This is a genomic window from bacterium (assembly GCA_024226335.1).
Lineage (GTDB): Bacteria > Myxococcota_A > UBA9160 > SZUA-336 > SZUA-336 > JAAELY01.
In genome coordinates this window covers 1-2,033 of the sequence record JAAELY010000008.1, presented here as the reverse complement: position 1 = coordinate 2,033, position 2,033 = coordinate 1, and the positions used below count along the sequence as shown (strand labels likewise).

The following is a 2,033-nucleotide window of genomic DNA, read 5'->3' as shown; positions in this document are numbered from 1 at the left end:
GTCCCCACGCAGGCCGCGCAGAAGATCCCAGGTGGTGACGTGCGTTTGATCGTCGGTCGTGTTCCCGTCGAGTACGTTGAAGTGCACGGGCACGGACCCATCTGCGCTTGTCGTCAGCACGAAGAGGAGCTGCTTGAGGTCCGGTCGGTGGTCCTTGTTGTGGCCGTGCGTGATGACCGGGACGCGCTTGCCGCGCATCAGCAGGCCCACTCCATGGTCCGCGTGCTCGCCACTGAAGGTGACCGTCGTGGAGTCGTTGTGGAGCTCCTCGAGGGATACGTCGAATTCGCGCGTCACATGGGCGGCCACATGCAATGCCAGCGATCCCTGGTCCGCGTCGAAGAGCCGGTCCAGCCAGCGCCCAACGCGATCGTCATTGATGGCGCCTACTTGAGATGCGCTCAGCCCCAGGCACTCTGGATCGTACTGAGTAGCCCATTCTCCGATCCCATAGAGCGGCTCCCGGGAGAGTAGGCTGTTCTTCACGAGAAGCTCCACGCCTTGAGCGGGATCAACCTTCGTCCGCGGGTCGACACGCGGGAAGTATGCCTCGATTGCTTCTCGCAACGTGAGCTTCCGGCAAGCGTGCATGAGCCGCGGCATGCGAGGGGCTATGGTCTGGGCACAACCCTGGCCCCGGAGAGAATTCCATGGCAAACAAGACCAGCGATCAGGATGCAGCCCAGCTGGCGGCAACCCGTCGCGAGTTCGAGCAATGGCGGAGCACGCGAAGGCGAGGAGCGAGAATCCCCGACCATCTGTGGTCGGCAGCCGTGCGTGTCGCACGACAATACGGCGTGACCCGAGCGACACAAGATCTGCGACTGGACTTCTACGCGCTGAAGGAGCGCATGAAGGCGTCGTCGAGCCCGCGAGACGAGACTTCCAGGCCGATGGAGTTCGTCGAGGTCGCGCCTCTCGCGCCGACGCCGGAGTGCATTCTGGAGATCCACGGCGAGCACGGGCGAACGGTGCGGCTGACGTTGCAGGGCCTGACCGCGACCGCCCTCGCTGCGGTAGCTCGCAGCCTTACGGAGTGAGTGGGGATGATCCAGCTTACGGCGCAGATGCGCATCTTCGTGGCGGTCGAACCCGCAGACTTCCGCAGGGGAATAGATGGCCTGGCCCGCGAGTGTCGGGCGCGGCTCTTGCAGGATCCGATGAGCGGTGCGGTGTTCGTGTTCCGCAATCGTCGCGCAACGGCCATCAAGCTGATCGTCTACGACGGCCAGGGGTATTGGCTGTGCCAGAAGCGTCTCTCTACAGGTCGCTTTCGGCACTGGCCACGAAGCGCTGGCGAAGCCACGCGCATGCTCGAAGCTCACGAACTCCACGTTCTTCTACGCGCCGGTGACTTCGAGGCAACGAGTGCCGCTCCGGTCTGGCGCAAGGTGAACGAGGTCGCCTGAAAAGGATCGAGAGAAAAGACGCCTTGGGGCTTGCGTTCCACAGCCACTCATCCTACGGTGTTCTCCATGAACACCGTCCTTCGCTATCGCGGCCGTGACGTCACCGAGCAAGACGTCACCTTCCTGCGCGAACTGATCACGCGTCACAAGGACGAGAGTCGGCGCCGGCTTTCCGCACGCGTCTGCGAGGCGTGGAACTGGCGTCAGGAAAACGGCGCCTTGCGCGACATGCTTTGTCGCAGCCTCATGCTCGAGCTGCATCGATCCGGCTTGATCGAACTCCCGCCCGTGCGCTGCCGTCCGGTGAACAACGCGATTCGCCATCGCCGCACGGCGAGCGTCGAGATCGATCGAACGCCCATCAACGGACACTTGTCGGATCTCGGCCCGCTGACGTGGCGTGCGGTCCGGCGCACACCGCAAGAGCCGTTGTTCAACGCGCTCCTGAAAGAGCACCACTATCTCGGGTACACGCGTCCCGTCGGCGAATCCCTCAAGGTGCTCGTGAGCGCCGGGGATCGTCCCATCGCCTGTTTCGCGTGGTCCTCGGCTCCCTACCACCTGGACCATCGCGACCGCTTCATCGGTTGGTCACGTGACGCCCGCACCAAACACCGCCACCTG

At 63.8% G+C, this 2,033-nt stretch carries 4 protein-coding genes; 3 read left to right on the top strand and 1 reads right to left on the bottom strand.

The features are described 5' to 3' along the window. Positions 1-567, bottom strand: a 567-nt coding sequence (locus tag GY725_00250) for a DUF4277 domain-containing protein (protein ID MCP4002600.1), incomplete at its 3' end; no start/stop codon positions are given. A gap of 83 nt (positions 568-650) precedes the next feature. Between GY725_00250 and GY725_00245 the strand changes: the two genes are divergently transcribed. From GY725_00245 to GY725_00235, 3 genes are all read left to right on the top strand, one after another. Continuing rightward, positions 651-1,040 (top strand): hypothetical protein, encoded by a 390-nt coding sequence (locus GY725_00245; GenBank protein ID MCP4002599.1) that lies wholly within the window; start codon positions 651-653, stop codon positions 1,038-1,040. A 6-nt stretch (positions 1,041-1,046) separates the two neighbouring features. Further along, positions 1,047-1,409, top strand: coding sequence for an IS66 family insertion sequence element accessory protein TnpB (gene tnpB / locus GY725_00240; protein ID MCP4002598.1), 363 nt, complete (start codon positions 1,047-1,049; stop codon positions 1,407-1,409). A 66-nt stretch (positions 1,410-1,475) separates the two neighbouring features. Next, positions 1,476-2,033 (top strand): DUF4338 domain-containing protein (locus GY725_00235; protein MCP4002597.1); only part of this gene is annotated, 558 nt, incomplete at its 3' end.

Bases quoted from the DNA above. Each gene is read 5' to 3' on its own strand.
- GY725_00245 (MCP4002599.1), top strand. From the start codon at position 651: ATGGCAAACAAGACCAGCGATCAGGATGCAGCCCAGCTGGCGGCAACC.
- tnpB (MCP4002598.1), top strand. From the start codon at position 1,047: ATGATCCAGCTTACGGCGCAGATGCGCATCTTCGTGGCGGTCGAACCC.